This is a genomic window from Bradyrhizobium sp. CCBAU 11434 (assembly GCF_028128895.1).
GTDB lineage: Bacteria > Pseudomonadota > Alphaproteobacteria > Rhizobiales > Xanthobacteraceae > Bradyrhizobium > Bradyrhizobium zhengyangense.
In genome coordinates, this window is record NZ_LBJX01000099.1 from 47733 (window position 1) to 64230 (window position 16498).

Annotated in this window: 13 protein-coding genes; 5 read left to right on the top strand and 8 right to left on the bottom strand. The window is 60.7% G+C overall.

Features of this window, described 5'->3' with window-relative positions; all coding sequences use genetic code 11:
• Nucleotides 1–5: 5 nt before the first annotated feature.
• From XI06_RS31075 to XI06_RS31090, 4 genes are all read right to left on the bottom strand, one after another.
• Nucleotides 6–1013: an ABC transporter permease gene (locus tag XI06_RS31075; protein ID WP_237866395.1), complete on the bottom strand. Its 1008-nt coding sequence runs from the start codon at nucleotides 1011–1013 to the stop codon at nucleotides 6–8.
• Entirely contained in the window at nucleotides 1010–2014 is a 1005-nt protein-coding gene (locus XI06_RS31080; protein ID WP_237866396.1) for an ABC transporter permease, read from the bottom strand. Before XI06_RS31080 ends, XI06_RS31075 begins: the two co-directional genes overlap by 4 nt.
• Nucleotides 2007–3491, bottom strand: a complete 1485-nt coding sequence (locus XI06_RS31085; protein WP_237866397.1) for a sugar ABC transporter ATP-binding protein — start codon at nucleotides 3489–3491, stop codon at nucleotides 2007–2009. The genes XI06_RS31080 and XI06_RS31085 overlap by 8 nt, the downstream gene beginning before the upstream one ends.
• A 102-nt stretch (nucleotides 3492–3593) precedes the next feature.
• The gene (locus tag XI06_RS31090) at nucleotides 3594–4595 is read right to left on the bottom strand and encodes an autoinducer 2 ABC transporter substrate-binding protein (protein ID WP_237866398.1); all 1002 of its coding nucleotides are present in this window, start codon (nucleotides 4593–4595) and stop codon (nucleotides 3594–3596) included.
• A gap of 522 nt (nucleotides 4596–5117) precedes the next feature.
• Here XI06_RS31090 and XI06_RS31095 point away from each other — a divergent pair.
• Nucleotides 5118–6143 (top strand): aldo/keto reductase, encoded by a 1026-nt coding sequence (locus tag XI06_RS31095; RefSeq protein WP_237866399.1) that lies wholly within the window; start codon nucleotides 5118–5120, stop codon nucleotides 6141–6143.
• A 235-nt stretch (nucleotides 6144–6378) separates the two neighbouring features.
• On the opposite strand, the gene XI06_RS31100 is transcribed toward XI06_RS31095, so the two are convergent.
• The 3 genes from XI06_RS31100 to XI06_RS31110 are packed head-to-tail and all read right to left on the bottom strand — an operon-like array spanning nucleotide 6379 to nucleotide 9992.
• Complete coding sequence (locus XI06_RS31100; RefSeq protein ID WP_377802940.1) at nucleotides 6379–7251, bottom strand: ABC transporter permease; 873 nt, start codon at nucleotides 7249–7251, stop codon at nucleotides 6379–6381.
• Nucleotides 7248–8189 carry an ABC transporter permease gene (locus XI06_RS31105; protein WP_237866400.1) on the bottom strand — a complete coding sequence of 314 codons (942 nt, stop codon included), beginning with the start codon at nucleotides 8187–8189 and terminating at the stop codon, nucleotides 7248–7250. The genes XI06_RS31100 and XI06_RS31105 overlap by 4 nt, the downstream gene beginning before the upstream one ends.
• A 39-nt stretch (nucleotides 8190–8228) precedes the next feature.
• Nucleotides 8229–9992 carry an ABC transporter substrate-binding protein gene (locus tag XI06_RS31110; protein ID WP_237871078.1) on the bottom strand — a complete coding sequence of 588 codons (1764 nt, stop codon included), beginning with the start codon at nucleotides 9990–9992 and terminating at the stop codon, nucleotides 8229–8231.
• Nucleotides 9993–10008: 16 nt separating this feature from the next.
• Here XI06_RS31110 and XI06_RS31115 point away from each other — a divergent pair, with 16 nt between their 5' ends.
• From XI06_RS31115 to XI06_RS31130, 4 genes are read left to right on the top strand one after another with little or no spacing between them, the layout of a single operon-like run.
• Nucleotides 10009–11175, top strand: a complete 1167-nt coding sequence (locus XI06_RS31115) for an ROK family protein (RefSeq protein WP_237866402.1) — start codon at nucleotides 10009–10011, stop codon at nucleotides 11173–11175.
• A 37-nt stretch (nucleotides 11176–11212) separates the two neighbouring features.
• Nucleotides 11213–12808, top strand: coding sequence for a gamma-glutamyltransferase (ggt, locus tag XI06_RS31120; protein WP_271607144.1), 1596 nt, complete (start codon nucleotides 11213–11215; stop codon nucleotides 12806–12808).
• Between the two features lie 47 nt (nucleotides 12809–12855).
• Nucleotides 12856–14466 carry an ABC transporter ATP-binding protein gene (locus XI06_RS31125; RefSeq protein WP_442869483.1) on the top strand — a complete coding sequence of 537 codons (1611 nt, stop codon included), beginning with the start codon at nucleotides 12856–12858 and terminating at the stop codon, nucleotides 14464–14466.
• Between the two features lie 33 nt (nucleotides 14467–14499).
• Entirely contained in the window at nucleotides 14500–15729 is a 1230-nt protein-coding gene (locus tag XI06_RS31130; protein WP_237866405.1) for a Gfo/Idh/MocA family protein, read from the top strand.
• Nucleotides 15730–15919: 190 nt separating this feature from the next.
• Here XI06_RS31130 and XI06_RS31135 read toward each other — a convergent pair whose 3' ends face one another.
• Nucleotides 15920–16474 carry an ANTAR domain-containing response regulator gene (locus XI06_RS31135; RefSeq protein ID WP_237866406.1) on the bottom strand — a complete coding sequence of 185 codons (555 nt, stop codon included), beginning with the start codon at nucleotides 16472–16474 and terminating at the stop codon, nucleotides 15920–15922.
• Nucleotides 16475–16498 lie beyond the last annotated feature (24 nt).

The following is a 16498-nucleotide window of genomic DNA, read 5'->3' on the forward strand; positions in this document are numbered from 1 at the left end:
GCTGGCTACCGTGGCGCTTTGCCGGCGAAATGAGGAACCGCCGCGACGGCAATCAAGATTCCACCCCAGATCGCCAGCGTGAGGAATTGGCTGAGGTTCAGAAGGTTGAATGCCGAGGAGATCACCTGAAGGATGATCAGCGCAAGCAATAGCCCGCCGACTTTGCCGAAGCCGCCAAACGGATCGATGCCGCCGAGGACGGCCGCGAGAATGGTGACCAGCAAGTAGCTTTCGCCGTAGGCCGCGTTGGCCGAATTGAAGCGGGCCAGCATGACTACCGCTGCCACACCGGCGAGCAGACTCGAGAGAACATAGAGCTTGAGCAGGACGGCGCGGGTATCGACGCCGGAGTAGCGGGTTGCCTTCTCGTTAGAGCCGATCATGTAAACCCTCGCTCCGAAGGGCGTTGCATTTAGCATGAGCGCGACGGGCAAGGCGCAGAGCGCTAGCACGATCAGCGCAAAAGGTACCCCGAAAACCGTTCCATTGCCGATGAAAACAATGGGCTCAGGAAATCCGGAGATGACGTTGCCGCGTGTCAGGCCGATCGCAAGCCCCTTGCAGAGTGTCATGGTGCCGAGGGTTGCCAGGATCGGCGAAACGCCGAGGTAGGCGATGACAAATCCGTTGACAAGGCCGACCAACGCGGCGACGGCAAATCCTGCCGCGATTGCCAGCACCTGAATGCCGACCCAGGCAAGGCCCTGACTCCCCGGGATGTAATGCGTCAGCAGGAAAGCGATGGTCAGTCCGGACAGATTGGCGGTCGCGATGATGGAAAGATTGAGTCCGCCGGATAGCAGCGCCAGCATCATCGCAAGTGAAAGGATGCCGAGCTCTGGCATCTGGAAGGCCATAGATTGTAGCGTGTTGACCGAGAAGAAACGGTCGCCGATCGTGATCGCGAACACCACCCAGAGCGCGAACAACAGCAGGGTGAGGGTGGCGACCGTGCCGCTACCGGCGAAGCCGACCATACGCCGGCGAAGTGAGAGCCCGGGCGCGTTGCTCATTGGCGCGCGCTCCGGGTTCGCCGCTCTCGCTGCGACCAGGCAGTCGCCGACACCGAAATGAGAATTACTAAACCGACGAAGAACGGCGACCAGTAGGACGAGACACCCAGCAGAACAATTCCATTTTGGAGCACCGCGAGCAGCGTCAGGCCCAAAAACGTGCCGAAAACCGTGCCGACGCCGCCCATCAAGCTGGCGCCGCCGAGCACGACGGCCGCGACCACGTCCAGTTCCTTGCCGACCAGCACTGTCGGGGCAACGGACTGGGCGAGTTGTGCCTGGATCAGCGAAGCGATTCCCGCCATGACGCCCATGTAGCAATAGACCAGTATGTTGAGGCCGAAAACGTGGAAGCCAAGTCGCTGCGCGGCATCTGCATTGCCTCCCATGGCATAGATTTGCCGGCCGATATTGGTTCGGTTAAGCAGGAGCCAAGTGACGAGAAATGCCAGCGCGAGTGCGAGGATCTGCAGGTTGACACCGTATGAGCTATCCTTGCCCCATTCGAATTCGAACCAGAATATTCCGGTCGCAAACCAGTCGGGTAACGAATAGATGTATTTGCCGCCGGTGAAGAAGATCAGAAGCCCATAGAAAATGTTCAGCGTTGCGACCGAAACAATGATCGATGGTATCCGAAGCTTCTGGATGAAGATCGCGTTGAGGGCGCCCAGCGCACCGCCAATCCCAATCGCGATGGCGAAGACGCTGATCCAGTTCGCTCCGTAAGCATTGGCAAGCGAGAGTGTAACATATTGTGCGACCGACGCCGTCGCGGTGAATGAGATGTCGATTCCCCCAGCGATCAGCACGACCAGTAGTCCGAGCGCCAAAATGCCGACGAAGGCGTAGGAGGTCAGCAGATCAAACAGATTCTGCATGGTCAGGAATTGCGCATTCGCGAAGCCCAGGCTGGCGCAGAGTCCGAGGATAACCATCAACAGCCAGAACTCATGGCTGCGACGAAACCTGTCGAATGATGCAACGCGCACTTCAGGCATTGACGGCCTGCCGCAGTGCATCTTCGGAAGTGGCTGCAGCAGCCACGTCGGTTGTCAAGCGCCCTTCGCGCATCACCAGCACGCGATGACTGTGATAAAGGACCTCGGGAATTTCGTCTGATATCATCAGCACCGCGACCCCGTCGCGGGCCAACCGTCGGATGATTTCATAAATTCCGTCTTTGGCGCTGATGTCGACGCCTACCGTGGGACTATCGAGAATAAGTACCCGCGGGCCGGTCGCCATCCATTTGGCGAGCACGACCCGCTGCTGATTGCCCCCGGAAAGGGTCTTCACCGCGTTGGCCGGGTTGGAGACCTTGATCCCGAGTTCAGCAACCCAGCGTGCTACATGGCTCTGTCGCGCGCGTGCGGCAATCAGCCCCAATGCGCCAACCAGATGTTCCAGCACCGTGAGCGTGATGTTTGCGGTGACGGACTGATTTAGGATGAGACCAAGCGTAAGCCTGTCTTCGGATACATAGGCGATCCCTCGATGGATCGCCTCTGCGTTCGTTCGGAGCTCGATCGGTTGCCCGTCAAGCAAAATGGTGCCGCGATCGGGCGGCTTCATGCCGAACAGCGATAACGCGAGTTCGGTTCGACCCGAGCCGAGCAGACCGGTGAGACCGACCACTTCCCCTGCGCGCAACTGCAAGCTTACGTCCTCATACTCACCCTGGCGGCCCAGGTCCTTTACTTCCAGCACGACCGGACCAGCGGCAAGCTCAGGCGCCTGTACCTGATACTCAAAGGACTTGCCGGTCATCAGGTGGCTAAGTTTGCGCCCGTCAATTGTGTCTGCAGCAAAAGTACCAACTTTGGCGCCATCCCGCAGAACCGTTACGCGCTCTGCGATTTCAAGTACCTCGTCGAGGCGGTGGCTGACGAAGACGACGCAGATGCCAGCGCGCTTCAGCTCGCTCACGAGCGCGATCAGGGCGTTCACCTCGTGGCGGGTCAACGATGCCGTCGGCTCATCCATGATCAGGAGTTTGGCATCCGCTGCCAAGGCCCGGCAGATCGCCACGAGCTGGCGTCCGGCAATGCTGAGTTCTGAGACTTTCGCGTCTGGGTCAAACTCGACGCCCACCCTTGCCATGGTGGCCTTCGCGGTGGCGCGCATTGAAGCCCAGTTCACCGAATGAAGGCCGCCAAGATGGTGCGCCATCGCGATATTCTCAGCGACGGTGAGGTTGGGGAATAGCGATAGGTCCTGGTAGATGACCTGAATGCCGCATTGCGTGGAGTAGACCGGGTTCAGTCTGGGATATTCCTTGCCGGAAATTGTGATCCGGCCGCCGGGCTCCGCTGCTTCTACGCCCGAGATGATCTTGATCAGGGTGGACTTGCCGGAGCCGTTTTCACCGACCAGGCAATGCACCTCGCCGACTTCCAGAGTGAGATCGACGTCGCGGAGCGCGTGCACGCCACCGAAGCGCTTCGATATGCCAGACATCTCCAGGAAAGTCGTCAAAGTTTCGCCTGCAATGGATCTCGCGATCGCTCTGGTGATACTGCATTCCCGACCGGAACAGCCGGGAATGCAGTGCCTTGAGGTGGCTAAACCGGTCTCGGCCTAGAGCCCCCCGGCGATCAGCCCATCGATCGTTTCCTTGTTGATGCGCATGATCTTGTCGACTTTGATCTGCTTTGCGGCAACATCGACCGCGGCCTTGCCAAGGCCGGGTACATCGACGCCATCCGTGATCGGCTTGCCATCGAGCACGAGTTTGGCCACCGCGACCATGGCGTAACCTGCATCGGTCGGATTCCACAGAAAGCCCTCGCGGATCGTATCATCAGCGATAAGAGACTTCGCTTGGCTCGGCAGAACGGTGCCGACCACGGCGATTTTCTTGCCAAGGCGTTGCTGACGCACGGCATTGCCGGCCCCAATTGGTCCGTTCGAACCGAAGCCGAGAATACCACGCAGATTCGGATAGGCCTTGATCACATCGAGGGTCGTACGTTGGCTGGTGTCGATCTCATCGGCGCCCGGGAAGCGGTCGGCGACAAGCTTCATTTTCGGAAAATTCTTCTGCTGGTAGGCAATCGCGGCGTCGGCCCATTTGTTGTGGAGCGGTGTCGTGAGAGTCCCAACATAGACGACATAGTCGCCTTCGCCGCCCATGTCCTTGGCGAGACGTTCCATCTGCACCTCGCCGAAGCGAACGGAGTCGATCAATTCCACATTCCAGTCGCGGCCTTCCTGTTCCGGACCCTCATGCGTGATGACCTTGATTCCGGCTGCCTGGGCGCGCTTCAGTACGGGCTCGCAGACTTTTACATCAAGCGGCACCAAGCCGATCACGTTGACCTTTTTGGCAATCAGATCTTCCAGGAGTTTTACTTGCTGCGCCGGATCGACGTTCGCCGGTCCAACCATAGTGGCATTGATGCTGAAATCCTTCGCACCCTTCTGGATTCCCTTTTCAAGTGCGTTGAACCACGGAATTCCCGCGATCTTCACGACCGTGACCATTTCCTTCTGGGCTTGCCCAAAGGCAAAGCCCGGAAAACCGGCACTGGCCAACGCGGCCGTGCCACCGATCAGCTTGAGCGTCTGGCGTCTGTCCATTGTTCCCTCCCAGGAAATTATCTTGGCTTCCGCACCCATGACCCGACAGTCGCCGAGTGGGCCGTCGATCCTGTTCTTGTTGGGTAGCAAAGTATTGCCTGTCCAACCGCAGGACCTTGAGGCAGATTAGAGACTGGCGCTCCAGAACGTGTCAAGCAAGTGGCACGTTCGCCAGCCGCCATCGCAGTGCGATACCCGATCGCGCTTTGGAGCTGCTGAGCGAGCAGCTGCAGGCGATAGCGACGTTTTCTACAGTCATCATGACGGCGAAGTCACCTTTAGCAAGCGGGGGTCGGTCAGCCTCGCACAGCGTTCACACTTTCCCCTGAGTGTCATTTTTTTCGTTACTCGCTTGGATGCGACCACGAAAGGCCAGCCATGGCCAGCTTCGCCGTTGCACAATCCCTTGCGAGGGCCGCCCATTCTTCGCGTTGACATGTGACGGCAGATTCATACCCTGCGCGTCGTTGCCAATGAGACCAGCGCGCGAGCGAGGCGCGGAGAAGGGGAGAGGAATCCACCATGGTTTCGCAATCAGCGTTGCCGCGTCGCAAACTTGGCCGGACCGGGCTTGAAGTTACCAGTCTCGGCTTCGGAACCGCGCCACTGGGCGATCTCTTTCTTGAGCTCGACGACCAGACTGCGATTGCTGCCGTAAGCCGCGCCTTCGAGCTCGGCATCAATTTGCTTGATACATCGCCCCACTATGGCAATGGCCTGTCGGAACATCGCTGCGGAACGGCGATCCGGCGCGTGCCACGCAAGGATGTGGTGCTTTGCACAAAGACCGGTCGCTGGATGGATCCTTTTCACCAGCCCGAGACCCGGTCCGGGTTCGTCGGTGGACAGCCGCACCGGGCCGTTGTCGACTATTCCTACGACGGCACCATGCGCTCGGTCGAGCAATCGCTGTTGCGGCTTGGCACCGACCGTATCGACCTGTTGCTGATCCATGATGTCGATGTGTGGACCCACGGCCAAAACGCGATCGAAGACCGCTTTCGGGAGGCGATGTCCGGAGCCTATGTAGCGCTCGACAAGCTTCGTTCCGAAGGCGTGGTCGCGGGCATCGGGATCGGCGTCAATGAGGCGGACATGTGCGTGCGTTTTGCGCGGGCCGGCTCCTTCGAGGTGATGCTACTCGCCGGACGCTATTCCCTGCTGGAGCAGCCGGCACTCGAGGAGTTCATGCCACTGGCACTGAAGCAGGGCATCGCGGTGCTCCTTGGTGGTGTGTTCAATTCGGGGATTCTGGCGACGGGCGCCACCAAGGGCGCCAAGTACAATTATCAGGATGCGCCGCCGCACATCCTTTCGAAGGTCGTCGAAATCCAGCGTATCTGCACAGCTCATGGAGTACCGTTGCCGACGGCCGCACTGCACTTCGCCCTTGGTCATCCGGCTGTTGCTAGCGTGGTGCTTGGGGCGCATGATGCACAGGAGGTCGAGCGTAATGTAGCTGCGCTGACCGCCTCAGTGCCAACCGCACTCTGGGGCGACCTCAAAGCGGCGCGCTTGCTGGACGCAGAAGCGCCCGTTCCGGGATAGAGCGGGCGATATACTCAAGAGTATCGACGCCGATAAATCGCCGCGCCGGAGATGAAGCAACCGTTCGCGGTTGATCCCGCCCTTCTACCCGGGTGGTGCCCCAACAGGCTGACCGCGGAGTAGGATAGGTCGGCTATCGCCACAACAAGGCGTTCAGGATCGCTCATTTCACAAATGACGGCGGCTTCATCCTGAGAGGAGTGGTTCTGGAACTCGCCTGCATATCCATTCGGGTCTAGTGCCTGGGATTCAGCGCACTATTGAGGCCGTCGCCGATTAGGTTGAAGCCGATGACGAGAGCGATGATTGCGAGACCTGGGAATAGCGCCATCCACGGCGCCTCGCCGAGAAATTGCCGAGCCACATCGAGCATAGCGCCCCAGGAGGGAGCCGGAGGCAATTGACCAAGACCAAGAAAGGCGAGGCTCGCCTCGGCGAGAACTGCAATCGCCATGGTGAGAGTCGCTTGGACGATGGTCGGTGCAAGCACGTTCGGTAGGACTTGGCCGGTCAGGATAGCAACATGACCGAGCCCTTGAGCGCGCGCTGCCGCAATGTAGTCCTCGGTACAGACAACCAGCGTCTCGGCACGCGCAACTCGTACGAATACCGGAATCGCGGAAATGCCGATTGCGATCATTGCATTCTGGAGGCTGGGACCCAGGAATGCTGCCAGTGCAATTGCCAGGACGAGAAATGGGCAGGCGAGAAGCGCATCCGCAACGCGCGAGATCACCATGTCGGTAACGCCGCCGAAATAGCCGGCTACCAGACCGAACGGCAGCCCGATCAGCACCGCAACGGTCACAGAAACCAGGCCGGCTGCAAGCGATGCCTGTGTTCCGAAGATGACGCGGGACAGCACGTCGCGGCCGAGATCATCCGTGCCGAACCAATGCGCGGCGTTGGGAGCGGCGCGGATCGCTATCCAGTCCGGTGCATTCGGATCGTAGGGCGCAATCCATGCTGCGAATACTGCTAAGATGACGAAGAACAAGATGATCGCGCCACCGATCAGAGCTGACGGCTCGCGTAGCAAGCGACGAATTTCAGAGCGCCCGGCTGCTCGCATCTGGGCAGGGACCGGTGCGGCCTCAATCGTGCTCATGACCTCAGCCTCGGATTGAGGAGCACATAGGCGACGTCGGCAACGAGGCTCATCAGCAGAAATACCGCCGCCGTGCAAAGCACGACCGCCTGAACCACGGCATAATCGCGGCTGAACACGCCATCGACAACCATCTTGCCGAAGCCGGGAATCGAAAAGACCTGCTCAGTCAAGACCGCGCCCGCCAGTAGCTCGCCAAATTGCAACGTGCCCAGCGTGACCACCGGGATCAGCGCATTCGGCAGAGCATGGCGCAGCACGATGGTATGTTCGCGGACGCCCTTCGCGCGGGCGGTACGGACATAGTCCTGCTTCATAGCCTCGATCATCGCGCCGCGAACATGGCGCATCATGATCGCAGCTGTGCCGGTCCCCAGGACCAAAGCAGGCATAAGCATCGAAATCAGATTCCGGCCGACACTTTCGGTTGGTGGCACGAAGCCTCCGGCTGGTAGCCAACCGAGGTTTACCGAGAAGAGAAGGATCAACATGATCCCTAGCCAGAAATGCGGAATGGAAAGTCCGGCGAGGCCAAAAAGACTGGCACCATAGTCGAGTGGTGTCCCACGCCCCAGTGCCGCGATGATTCCGATCGGCAACCCGACGAGCAGCGCGACCAGCATCGACAAGACCGCAAGTTCGATCGTCACCGGCAGCTTTTCTACGAGCATGGTGCCGATCGGCAGTCGCGTGCGAACCGAGGTGCCGAAATCGCCATGCACCAAGGCCTTTAGCCAGATGCCGTATTGCACCGGAATCGGCTCATTGAAGCGATATTTCTGCCGAAGAAATTCGATGACCTCGGGATTGCGCTCCTCCCCGGCGAGCGCCAGCGCCGGATCCCCAGGCAGTAGCTTCTGCAGACCGAACACCATCATCGACACCAGCAACAGGGTCGGCAGCAGGACGGCAAGACGGCGCAGAAGCAGGGTCTTCATTGGAACAGACGAGTCGTCATCTGGAGAAAGTGTCGTGCGTCAGTTCGTTGGCTTGACGCCCACAAGGCGTAGGAGCCCATCAGGCACCATGACGATGCCGCCGACCGATTTGCGGGCAGCAAAGAACCAGTTGGGATGATAGAGCGGGATCGACGAGAGTGCCGTTAAGTAAATATCGGTCGCTTTCGCGTAGAGCGCCTTGCGCTTGGCGTCATCGGCCTCGCCCCTCGCTTGGGTCAGGATCGCATCGAGATCCTTGTTGCAGTATTTGTTGACGTTCTGCGAGCCGCTGCAGCTGAAGAAGGCGACCAGCGTCGGGTCCGGGTCGGGACGGCCGCTCCAGTTGCCGATGTAGGCTTCGAAATTGCCGTTCAGGTAGCGCTCGATCGCGGTGGTCGTTTCCATAGGCAATAGTTTCACGTCGAAGCCGGCCTCGGCCGCCATCGACTGCATGATCTGTGCGACACGTGAGTCGCCAGCCGCATTCTCGTATGAGATCTCGACCGGAACGCGGGTCATTCCGGCTGCTGCGATCAAGGCCTTGGCTTTGGCAACGTCGCGAGCCGGCGCCTTGTGAGCAGAATCGTAGAACGGAGACGACGGCGGAATCATCTGATTGTCCGCCAGGAACTCGCCGTTGAAGGCAACGCGATTGATCACATTGCGATCGATCGCGAGCTCAAAGGCCTGTCGAAGCGTCGGGTTCTTGCCGAGTGGCGTGTCGGCCTTCGCGCCTGCGCCGACATTGAACATCAGATGTGAGACTGCGAGTCCCTGGCCGGCATGGAGTGTGAGGTTGGGATCGTCGCGCACGGTCTTGAGATCGGTTGGCGCTACGCGTTCCGCGAGCTCGAGATCGCCCGCTCGTACCCGCGACAAGCGTACGGTCGAGTCGGGTACGTAGTAATAGACGACCTCGTCGTAGCCGACGGCCCCGGCGTTCCAGTAGCCAGGATATTTCTTGAGGCGAATGAGGTCGCGCGACTTGCGCTCGACAAATTGATACGGGCCGGCACAAACCGGTGCAGCTGCAAATTCGCCCGCTCTCTCCGTAGCGGCCTTCGGCGATACCATCATGCCGGCACGATCGCTGAGATTGGCAAGCAACGGCACGAACGGTTCAGAGAGGTTGAACTTGACCTTGTCCGCTGCGAGGGCTTCGACGCTGACGATCGGCGCGAGTTCGGCCTTGCGCTTCGAATCCGGCATCGTCTTCATGCGTTCGATGTTGAACTTGACCGCCGCAGCATCAAACGCGGTGCCGTCGTGGAACGTGACGTTCTTGCGCAGAGTGAAGGTGACCGACTTGCCATCCGCAGCCCAATCCCAGGCCTCTGCCAGCTGAGGCACGATCTTGAGGTCGGGGGAAATATCGACGAGCTTGTCGCACAGCGCGGCAAACACGAATCGGCCGGAATAGGTGCCGCTGAGTGCGGGATCGAGCGCATCGGGATCGTCCTGAATACCGACCCGCAATGTCGCTGCACCGGCCGACACGAGGCCGGATCCGATCATCAGAATGGCCGCCAACGCTGTGCCGATCCGCTTCATGCGAATTCCTTTCATCCCAGGGCTTCTCTGCCGAGGCTCCACTGCCGAAGGGCAAGACAAGCACGCTCGGTCGAGTTTGTAAATGTCTAGAACAAATCGACTTGTGGCGTAGAAAATATACGTAATATAATACCTATATCTAGGAGAAAAATCCCGAGTTGTGGCTCTTGACGGCGGCCATGAGTCAGCATTAGTTCGCTGTCCTGACAAATTGGATTCGGCCTGTATGTCCGACGCCCCCTCGTTGCCCATTGCGCGGCAGCAATCCGTGCGCCTCGTCGTCGAGCGGCTGTTGCGAGATCGAGCGGTCTCGCGCGCGGAGCTCGCTCGCAGCACGGGTCTGTCCAAGCAGACGATTTCCGAAGTCATGCGCGACCTCGAACGTGACGGCTGGGTCCGCGAGGACGGACAAGTCCAGGGCAGCGTGGGCAGGAGTGCAGTCACCTACGCGTTGCGACCGGACGCCGCTTTCGTGCTCGGGGTCGATTTGGGTGGCACGAAACTGCACGTCGCGCTTGCCGACCTGCAGGGAGAGATCGTTGCCGAGAGCATCGAACCGACGTCCGGCGACGGTGGTGCTGCCGTGGTTGCGCAGATCGGACGCATGCAGGAGTCTTTGCTTCAGCAAGCGTCTGTACCGGCACAACGTTTGCGCGGCGGAGTGATGGGAAGTCCTGGTATCATCGATCCGGCGTCGGGCAGCATCGTCATCGCGCCGAATATTCCCGGATTGGACAGCCTGGATGTGCGGGCCGCACTGCGCGAGCGACTCGGGATCGACGTCGCGATCGAGAACGACGTCAATCTTGCTGCGATCGGCGAGCATTGGCGCGGCAACAGCCGCAAGGCCCGTAGCTTCGCCTTTATCGCTGTCGGCACCGGTATCGGCATGGGCATCTTTTCGGACGGTTATCTTGTGCGCGGCGCGCGTGGCGCAGCCGGCGAAATCGCCTACTTGCCGCTCGGAGGCGATCCCTACGATACGCGCGGTCTTCGCTTGGGTACCCTGGAAACCGCAGTCGGCAGCGTTGGCATTGTCGAGCGCTATCTCGGACTTGGTGGCGTTCCGGGCGGTACGGTGCGTGATGTCTTCGATAGGCTCGATAGCGATGAGGCGGCACGTGTTGCAATCGACGAAGTCAGCCGGATTCTCGCGAGTGCGATTCTGGCCGTGCACTGCATCCTCGATTCAGAGATCATCATCATGGGTGGCAGCATCGGTGTACGGCCCGAGCTGAAGCTGCGGATCGAAGAGTATCTCGGGCGATGTATGCGACAGCCGGTTCGCATCGAGCTCAGCGCGCTCGGCAATCGCGCCACGCTGATCGGCGCGGTCGGCAGCGCGATAGACCTCGTGCATCGCTCTCTGTTCGGCATCGGTAGGGACGCGGGTCCGCTGGCCCTTCCCGCCATGGCGACAGATGTTGCGGCATGAAAGTCCAGCGGCCTCACATCAACGATCGGAGAAGGGCATGAGCTGGGGACAGCGCGATTTCATGGTGCCAGGCCGCTCCTTGGCGGTCGGCGATCGGGGCATGGTCGCTGCCTCCCATCCCGCCGTCACGTTAGCTGCGGTCGACATCCTGCGCAGCGGCGGCAACGCCGTCGATGCCGCGATTGCCGCAATCGCTCTTCAAGGCGTTATTGATCCGCACATGACCGGCATCGGTGGCGACTGCTTTGCGATTTATGCTCCTGCCTCGGGCAAACCGGTCGCCATCAATGGCTCGGGTCGAGCGCCGGCGAAGGCAGAGCCAGGCTGGTTCCGGCAGCTGGGATTGATGTCGATCCCGGATGACTCGCCACATGCTGTTACGATTCCGGGGGCGGTCGATGCCTGGTGCCGGCTCTCTGCCGATCATGGATCGAAGGGTCTGGACGAGGTTTTTGCACCAGCGATCAAAGCGGCTGAGAGCGGCTTCGTAGTCACGCCGCGCGCTGCCCTCGACTGGGCACGCTATGCCAATCGCATCGAACGGCATCAGACTGGGGCTCCCGTATATCTTCCCGGCGGCACTGCGCCCGTCGTCGGCGGCAAGCTCAGCCATCCGGCGCTCGGCGCCACGCTGCGTCGGATCGCACGTGAGGGCCGAGCCGCGTTTTACGAAGGTGCCGTCGCCGATGAAATCGTCTCGATCTTGAAGGCGCTCGGCGGCCTGATGGAGGCCGACGATCTAGCGACCGCGCGGTCGGACTACGTGACGCCGATCAGCGCCGACTACCGTGATCATCAAATCTGGCAATGCCCGCCGAACGGGCAGGGCGTGGCAGCGCTGTTGATCGCGCGAATCCTGGCCGGCTACGACATGACCGACACCACGCTCGGCGAGGCGGACCGCATCCATCTGCTTGCCGAGGCGACCAAGGCCGCTTACCGGCAGCGCGACGCGCTCCTCGCGGATCCCTCGTTCCGCCCATTCGATATCGATGCACTGCTCTCCGAGAGATCAGTCGCGACTTTGCGCTCTCGCATCAGCCGCGAGCGTGCGAGCGCACCGACAGACTTCGACATGCCTGTTCATCGTGATACCGCCTACGTTGCGGTCGCGGATCGCGACGGCAACATGGTGTCTCTCATCAATTCGCTGTTCTTCGCCTTCGGAAGCGGCATCTACGCTCCTCGCTCGGGCGTGTTGCTGCAGAATCGGGGTTCGGGGTTCTCGCTCATTGACAGGCATCCCAACGTCATTGCGCCAGGAAAGCGTCCATTCCACACGATCATTCCGGGTTTGCTCGCCAAGCATGACAGGCCGGTCATGGCTTTTGGTGTGATGGGCGGACAATATCAGGCGACGGGGCATTTGCAGATCCTGAGTGGCATGCTCGACCGCGGGATGGACATTCAACAGTCCTCGGATGCGCCGCGCAGCTTTGCATTCGATGGCGCAGTGACGCTCGAACCTACGATTCCCGGCGCCGTAGCTGACGATTTGATCGGTCGCGGCCATCGCGTCGTCTGGGCCGACGAACCGTTAGGAGGCTACCAGGCCGTGCACGTCGATACGTCTCGGGGTGTCATGTTCGGCGCGTCGGATCATCGCAAGGATGGCATCGCGCTGGCGGCGTGATCGGGACGAGGGAGAAGCGCGATGTTGGATCGGGCAGAATGAACCACATCGTCGAACCGATCCTGTCGATTGAGCACCTGACGTTGGCGCTACCCGCCGGCGCCGATCGAGCCTTCGCGGTCGAAGACGTCTCGCTTGACTTGCGTGCGCGGGAGATTCTCTGTGTTGTCGGCGAATCCGGCTCCGGCAAATCGGTCTGCGCCTATGCGGCGATGGGACTGCTGCCGCAAGTCATTCGCCCCGTCGCAGGTACTATTCGGTTCGAAGGGCGCGACCTGTTGGGGTTGCCGCCCACAGAATGGCGGACATTGCGCGGGCGGCGCATCGCAATGGTCTTCCAGGAGCCGATGACGGCGCTCAATCCCGTTATCAGGATCGGCGATCAAATCCTGGAAGCGTTCGAGGCGCATGAGCAGCTCACGCCGCCTGAACGGCAGGTGCGCATGCGCGCGCTCCTAGATGAAGTGGGTTTGCGTGATCTGGAGCGGATCATTCGCAGTTATCCGCATCAATTGTCGGGCGGACAACGTCAGCGGGCCATGATCGCAATGGCACTGGCGCTCGAGCCGTCGGTTCTGGTGGCAGACGAGCCGACCACGGCGCTTGACGTCACCACGCAAGCGCAAATCCTTCGGCTCATCCGCGACATCCAGCAGCGACGTGGCATGGCGGTGCTTTTCATCACCCACGATTTCGGCGTCGTCGCCGACATCGCAGACCGCGTCGCGGTCATGGAGAAGGGGCGGCTGGTTGAACGGGGGCCGGTCGATGATGTTCTCGGGCGACCGCAACATCATTATACGCGCCGATTGCTCGCCGCCGTGCCCGGTGGAGTTCCGCCAGAGCGCCCGCACGTCGAGGATGAACCGATCGCTTGTGCCACGATCGGGCTCGCAAAGACTTATCGCGGGAACGGATGGTTTGGAGCGCAGACCGGAGTCGCAGCTGTCAAGGACGTGAGCTTCGAGATTCGGCGTGGCGAGACGCTCGGCCTGGTCGGAGAATCTGGCTCGGGCAAGAGCACGATTGGGCGATTGGTCATGCGCCTCACCGACGCCGATGCAGGTGTGGTCCGCATCGGCGAACTCGATTTTTCCGAGGCGCGCGGAGCGAGCCTGCGGACCGCCCGCAAGCACATCCAAATGGTCTTCCAGGATCCGTTCGCCTCGCTCAATCCACGCCGTCGCGTCGGACGGATTATTGCTGATGGCCCCATCGCACACGGGGTCCCTGCGGCACAGGCTTTCGCCCGCGCCGACGAGCTTTTGGCGCTCGTTGGTCTCGATCCGGCCGCTGCGCGACGCTTTCCGCATGAATTTTCCGGTGGGCAGCGCCAGCGGGTCGGCATTGCGCGCGCACTGGCGCTCGACCCCGAGGTCCTGGTCGCAGACGAGCCCGTGTCGGCGCTCGACGTCTCGGTTCAGGCGCAGGTGCTGGCTTTGCTCGAGACGCTGAAGGAGAAGCTGCGGCTGGCGGTGCTGTTCATTACCCACGATCTCAACGTTGCAGCCCAGGTCTGCGACCGGATCGCCGTGATGCGGCTTGGCGAAATCGTCGAGATCAGGCCGACAGCAGACCTGCTTAATCGGCCGGAGCATCCCTATACGCAGCAATTGCTGGCTGCGATTCCGGGGCGGCAACGCAAAGCGCCGAACTGATCCAAGCCCAGCCATCATTGAAGGAGGCCTGATATGCAGAAGCTCAACGAACTTCCGATACTGCGTGTCGGGCTCATCGGTAGTGGCTTTATCGCTGCATTCCATTTGCAGTCGATGCTCGGCGTACGCAACGTTAGCGTTGGCGGTGTGTACAGCCGTTCCGCGGAGCGTCGTGCGCGTATTGCGGACAAGGCGCGAAGTCTTAGACTTGGACAGACGCAGGTGTTCGATAGCATCGAGGCGATGGCCATGTCCGGCGAGGTGGATGCGCTCTGGCTGTTGACACCGAACGACACGCGCCTCGACATCATGCGCGAGATTCATCGTGTGACCAAGGCCGGAGCCCCTCTGCGCGCCGTCGCCTGCGAAAAGCCGTTGGCACGTACACTTGCTGAGGCACGCGAAATGCTCAGGCTGGCCGAAGATGCAGGCCTGCTCCACGGCTATCTGGAAAACCAGATCTTCTCGACTGCGGTGATGCGCGGCAAAGACATCATCTGGCGGCGCGCCGTACCCGGCAGCGGTCGACCTTATCTTGCTCGTGCGGCAGAGGAGCATTCCGGACCGCACGAGCCGTGGTTCTGGCAAGGCGACAAGCAGGGTGGCGGAGTGCTTTCCGACATGATGTGCCATTCGGTCGAGGTCGCACGCTTCATGCTGACCGCGCCGGGCGCGAAGCGCGAGTCCCTGCGGCTGGTCAGTGCCAGCGCCACGACGGCCAATCTCAAATGGACACGGCCCCGCTATGCCGCCGATCTCAAGGCGCGAATGGGTATCGATTTTGCAAAGCGCCCCGTCGAAGATTTCGCGCGCGGCATCGTCACGATGGAGGACGCCGACGGACATCAACTGATGATCGAGGCAACGACATCATGGGCCTATGTTGGCGCCGGGCTGCGTATTCAGCTCGAGTTGCTCGGTCCCGAATACTCGATGGAGTTTTCGTCGCTTTCGACCGGGCTCAAGGTCTTCCTGTCGCGGACGCTCACCGGGTCGGAAGGCGAGGATCTCGTCGAGAAACAGAATGCCGAACAGGGCCTGATGCCGGTGGTGGAGGACGAGGCTGGTGCCTATGGTTACACAGACGAAAACCGTCATATGGTCGAAGCGTTCAGGCTTGGTAGAAGCCCTGCCGAGACCTTCGATGACGGAGTTGGAGTCATGGAAATGCTCATGGGCCTGTATCGTTCGGCTGAACTCGGCCGCGCGGTACAGTTTCCAGATCCTGAGCTCGAAGACTACGTGCCGCTAGTGGCTCGATGAGGCCATCTCATTGTCAGAGATTCCGACATTGCAGCTGCGGTCGGCGATTTGGAGCAGAGCAGACCTTCGCCGCTGCGGTGGCTCCTCTCATAAGCTTCATGCGAAATGGTCAGTTGGCGGACCGATGAGGTAATAGCTGAGAGCTGATCGGTTCAGAATCTAGATCGAGGGCCCCGCGCGACTCCAATTGCTATGCCGTTCGCGTCGTCCGGTTCGGCATTCCGCCGGCTGCCACGATCTCCGCGCTCAAGACCTCGATGGTCGTGCGATGCCGCATTGACGTTTGCCGAATGAGCGCGAACGCGTCCTTTTCTGACAGGTCGTGACCGCGCATGATCTGCAGTACGGCGGCGAACACGACCCGCCGGGACCGGATGCGATCCTCCAGCTTTTCAATGTGCGCGGCTTGCTCCAATCTTTGTTGCGCTGAATCGAACGCGACCACAAGTGCGGTATAGAGCCCGGCAGAACGGAGCGGCTTGACGAGAAATGACGCGGGTTGCAGGTCCAGTAGCCACTTCAATCGACTGGGCGTTTCAGTTCCGATCAGCGCAATAATCGGGATGCTGCCTTTCCACAAGATGGCATGGTCGGACTTGATGGGAATGCTGTCTGCATCCAACAGGATGACGTCGGAAGACTGGTCACGCGGCGGCTCGGCCGGATCATGCTCGGAGATCGTCATGCCGAGGCGACTGAGCTGGCGGCGTACAATCGGGATTTCGCGCTCATCCCTCATCACCATGAGAGCGCGACGGCCACGGACGGA